The 3,906-nt window shown below is 39.7% G+C and carries 5 protein-coding genes and 1 pseudogene; 2 read left to right on the top strand and 4 right to left on the bottom strand.

Going from position 1 to position 3,906, the window contains the following annotated elements; genetic code table 11:
• Positions 1-284 (top strand): annotated as a pseudogene (locus K5Q92_RS23420) (tetracyline resistance-associated transcriptional repressor TetC); the annotation flags it as partial.
• 112 nt (positions 285-396) lie between these two features.
• On the opposite strand, the gene tet(B) reads toward K5Q92_RS23420, so the two are convergent.
• Positions 397-1,602 (bottom strand): tetracycline efflux MFS transporter Tet(B), encoded by a 1,206-nt coding sequence (gene tet(B), locus K5Q92_RS23415; protein ID WP_010446567.1) that lies wholly within the window; start codon positions 1,600-1,602, stop codon positions 397-399.
• An 81-nt stretch (positions 1,603-1,683) separates the two neighbouring features.
• Between tet(B) and tetR(B) the strand changes: the two genes are divergently transcribed.
• Positions 1,684-2,307: a tetracycline resistance transcriptional repressor TetR(B) gene (gene tetR(B) / locus K5Q92_RS23410; protein WP_000088605.1), complete on the top strand. Its 624-nt coding sequence runs from the start codon at positions 1,684-1,686 to the stop codon at positions 2,305-2,307.
• Here tetR(B) and K5Q92_RS23405 read toward each other — a convergent pair.
• From K5Q92_RS23405 to K5Q92_RS23395, 3 genes are read right to left on the bottom strand one after another with little or no spacing between them, the layout of a single operon-like run.
• Complete coding sequence (locus tag K5Q92_RS23405; protein ID WP_001284954.1) at positions 2,285-2,971, bottom strand: helix-turn-helix transcriptional regulator; 687 nt, start codon at positions 2,969-2,971, stop codon at positions 2,285-2,287. The genes tetR(B) and K5Q92_RS23405 overlap by 23 nt on opposite strands.
• A gap of 7 nt (positions 2,972-2,978) precedes the next feature.
• Positions 2,979-3,365 carry a hypothetical protein gene (locus K5Q92_RS23400; RefSeq protein WP_000460651.1) on the bottom strand — a complete coding sequence of 129 codons (387 nt, stop codon included), beginning with the start codon at positions 3,363-3,365 and terminating at the stop codon, positions 2,979-2,981.
• Positions 3,358-3,678: an antibiotic biosynthesis monooxygenase gene (locus tag K5Q92_RS23395; RefSeq protein ID WP_000562370.1), complete on the bottom strand. Its 321-nt coding sequence runs from the start codon at positions 3,676-3,678 to the stop codon at positions 3,358-3,360. Before K5Q92_RS23395 ends, K5Q92_RS23400 begins: the two co-directional genes overlap by 8 nt.
• Between the last annotated feature and the right edge of the window lie 228 nt (positions 3,679-3,906).

Here is a 3,906-nt window from a genome sequence, read left to right as displayed (position 1 = left end):
ATAAAAACCTTATCCCTATCCAAGAAGTGATGCCTATCATTGGTTGGAATGAACTTGAAAAAATTAGCCTTGAATACATTACTGGTAAGGTAAACGCCATTGTCAGCAAATTGATCCAAGAGAACCAACTTAAAGCTTATGATGATGATGTGCTTAAAAACTTACTCAATGGCTGGTTTATGCATATCGCAATACATGCGAAAAACCTAAAAGAGCTTGCCGATAAAAAAGGCCAATTTATTGCTATTTACCGCGGCTTTTTATTGAGCTTGAAAGATAAATAAAATAGATAGGTTTTATTTGAAGCTAAATCTTCTTTATCGTAAAAAATGCCCTCTTGGGTTATCAAGAGGGTCATTATATTTCGCGGAATAACATCATTTGGTGACGAAATAACTAAGCACTTGTCTCCTGTTTACTCCCCTGAGCTTGAGGGGTTAACATGAAGGTCATCGATAGCAGGATAATAATACAGTAAAACGCTAAACCAATAATCCAAATCCAGCCATCCCAAATTGGTAGTGAATGATTATAAATAACAGCAAACAGTAATGGGCCAATAACACCGGTTGCATTGTTAAGGCTCACCAATAATCCCTGTAAAGCACCTTGCTGATGACTCTTTGTTTGGATAGACATCACTCCCTGTAATGCAGGTAAAGCGATCCCACCACCAGCCAATAAAATTAAAACAGGGAAAACTAACCAACCTTCAGATATAAACGCTAAAAAGGCAAATGCACTACTATCTGCAATAAATCCGAGCAGTACTGCCGTTTTTTCGCCCCATTTAGTGGCTATTCTTCCTGCCACAAAGGCTTGGAATACTGAGTGTAAAAGACCAAGACCCGCTAATGAAAAGCCAACCATCATGCTATTCCATCCAAAACGATTTTCGGTAAATAGCACCCACACCGTTGCGGGAATTTGGCCTATCAATTGCGCTGAAAAATAAATAATCAACAAAATGGGCATCGTTTTAAATAAAGTGATGTATACCGAATTCGATTGCGTCTCAACCCCTACTTCGGTATCTGTATTATCACGTGTATTTTTGGTTTCACGGAACCAAAACATAACCACAAGGAAAGTGACAATATTTAGCAACGCAGCGATAAAAAAGGGACTATGCGGTGAAATCTCTCCTGCAAAACCACCAATAATAGGCCCCGCTATTAAACCAAGCCCAAAACTTGCCCCTAACCAACCGAACCACTTCACGCGTTGAGAAGCTGAGGTGGTATCGGCAATGACCGATGCCGCGACAGCCCCAGTAGCTCCTGTGATCCCTGAAAGCAAACGGCCTAAATACAGCATCCAAAGCGCACTTGAAAAAGCCAGCAATAAGTAATCCAGCGATGCGCCTATTAATGACAACAACAGCACTGGGCGCCGACCAAATCGGTCAGACATTTTTCCAAGCCAAGGAGCAAAGATAACCTGCATTAACGCATAAAGTGCAAGCAATACGCCAAAGTGGTTAGCGATATCTTCCGAAGCAATAAATTCACGTAATAACGTTGGCAAGACTGGCATGATAAGGCCAATCCCCATGGCATCGAGTAACGTAATTACCAATGCGATCTTTGTCGAACTATTCATTTCACTTTTCTCTATCACTGATAGGGAGTGGTAAAATAACTCTATCAATGATAGAGTGTCAACAAAAATTAGGAATTAATGATGTCTAGATTAGATAAAAGTAAAGTGATTAACAGCGCATTAGAGCTGCTTAATGAGGTCGGAATCGAAGGTTTAACAACCCGTAAACTCGCCCAGAAGCTAGGTGTAGAGCAGCCTACATTGTATTGGCATGTAAAAAATAAGCGGGCTTTGCTCGACGCCTTAGCCATTGAGATGTTAGATAGGCACCATACTCACTTTTGCCCTTTAGAAGGGGAAAGCTGGCAAGATTTTTTACGTAATAACGCTAAAAGTTTTAGATGTGCTTTACTAAGTCATCGCGATGGAGCAAAAGTACATTTAGGTACACGGCCTACAGAAAAACAGTATGAAACTCTCGAAAATCAATTAGCCTTTTTATGCCAACAAGGTTTTTCACTAGAGAATGCATTATATGCACTCAGCGCTGTGGGGCATTTTACTTTAGGTTGCGTATTGGAAGATCAAGAGCATCAAGTCGCTAAAGAAGAAAGGGAAACACCTACTACTGATAGTATGCCGCCATTATTACGACAAGCTATCGAATTATTTGATCACCAAGGTGCAGAGCCAGCCTTCTTATTCGGCCTTGAATTGATCATATGCGGATTAGAAAAACAACTTAAATGTGAAAGTGGGTCTTAAAAGCAGCATAACCTTTTTCCGTGATGGTAACTTCACGGTAACCAAGATGTCGAGTTAACCACCCTTTAGATTCATAAAGCGAAAATAATGCGGCTCCAACGTACCCACCTAAATGGAAACGGCGTTCACTCCAATCTAAACACGCACAACAGATTTTACGTGAATGTTTGGAAGGAACGTCAATTCCCATTTCATGAAAATATTGAATACCACTTAATGTGATCATTGAACCATTTTCAGTGATCCATTGCTGTTGACAAAGGGAATCATAGATCTTAACGGCAACTTCGCCAGCTAAATGATCATAGCAAGTACGTGCTTTTCGTAAATGCACTGGCGTGGAAACTTTGGCATGTACGCCATGGTTTAAGGAGATCCCCATCATACTTTCCATCAATTCAGCAATATCTTTTCCTGCTAGCCGAAAATAACGATGCTTGCCTTGAGCTACTACTGTGATTAGCTGGCAATCTAATAATTTAGATAAATGACTGCTCGCCGTTGAAGCTGATATATTCGCCACAGAACTTAGCTCAGTGGCCGTCCAAGCTCGCCCATCCATCAAAGCACTGAGTATTTTAACTCGTGAAATGTCAGACATAGCCGCCCCTATCGCGGCTATTGAGGACTCAAAGGTAACCTCTTTTCGTATTAAATTAGCCATCGCAAGTTCACTTTATTGCCCAAGGGAGCGTAACAGATGCAGCCATACTATCATTGTCCGTTATTAATATCAGTTGGTTAGCATGGTCACTGTATTGCACTAAAATATTAATGTTATTCTCCGCCAATACTCGTGCTATTTCGCCAAGTTCCCCCGGTTTTTCCTGTTTTAACTTACGAATTAATGGTGTCCGGATCGCAAGTACTAACAGTCCAGCTTGCTCTAGCGCTATTTTAGCTTCCTTTCCTTGTTCAACAAGAAAATGAGCATGGCATTCATCACCAACCGTAAATATCCCTCCCCCTTCCAATCCAATACCTTTATTACCTAATGTTTTTCCTAGTAATGCTAATTGTCCTATTTGATTATCTAAAACAACGTGAACATCAAACATTATCCTTGTCCTTTTTAAATGAATATTCGCGAGTAATATGAGCAATACTAATTTTGTAAAAATCAAATATTGACTCTCGCCCTTCTTGTTGAGCTTTCGCATGTAAAACATGATTTTTCCATTGCAGAACTGCGTATTCGTTTTCCCACCAAGATAGCGATAACATTTTTCCTTCTGTAGCTAGACTTTGAAAACGTTCAATTGAAATAAAACCAGCTACATGACTTAATAGTGGTCTTAACTCCTCAGCTAAAGTCAAATAGCGAGTTTGTTGGTCGGGTTGTATTTGCACCTCAAATATTACAGCAATCATATTTTTCTCCGTTATTAATCAACAAACAGAGTAATCCACCCGAAAATTAACACTTCGATAAGCAACGAAATATAGAAAGGTCATGCTGCTGTTTTATGTTGTATATCACACTTCTTTAAATTGCTCGGCCTGCGCTTATCATGTTCTCCTTCTCTTATAATTTTGTTTATTATTTATACTTTTTTATTTTTTGCTATCACCGAAAATAGTGCGGATCCCGCATGGTAT

This window comes from Shewanella sp. MBTL60-007, from assembly GCF_019654915.1.
Lineage (GTDB): Bacteria > Pseudomonadota > Gammaproteobacteria > Enterobacterales > Shewanellaceae > Shewanella.
This window is presented reverse-complemented; position numbering and strand designations above follow the sequence as displayed.

What these genes read in the sequence shown, in the direction of transcription:
- K5Q92_RS23405 (WP_001284954.1), bottom strand. Translation starts at nt 2,971, where the DNA reads ATGGCTAATTTAATACGAAAAGAGGTTACCTTTGAGTCCTCAATAGCC.
- K5Q92_RS23400 (WP_000460651.1), bottom strand. Translation starts at nt 3,365, where the DNA reads ATGTTTGATGTTCACGTTGTTTTAGATAATCAAATAGGACAATTAGCA.
- K5Q92_RS23395 (WP_000562370.1), bottom strand. Translation starts at nt 3,678, where the DNA reads ATGATTGCTGTAATATTTGAGGTGCAAATACAACCCGACCAACAAACT.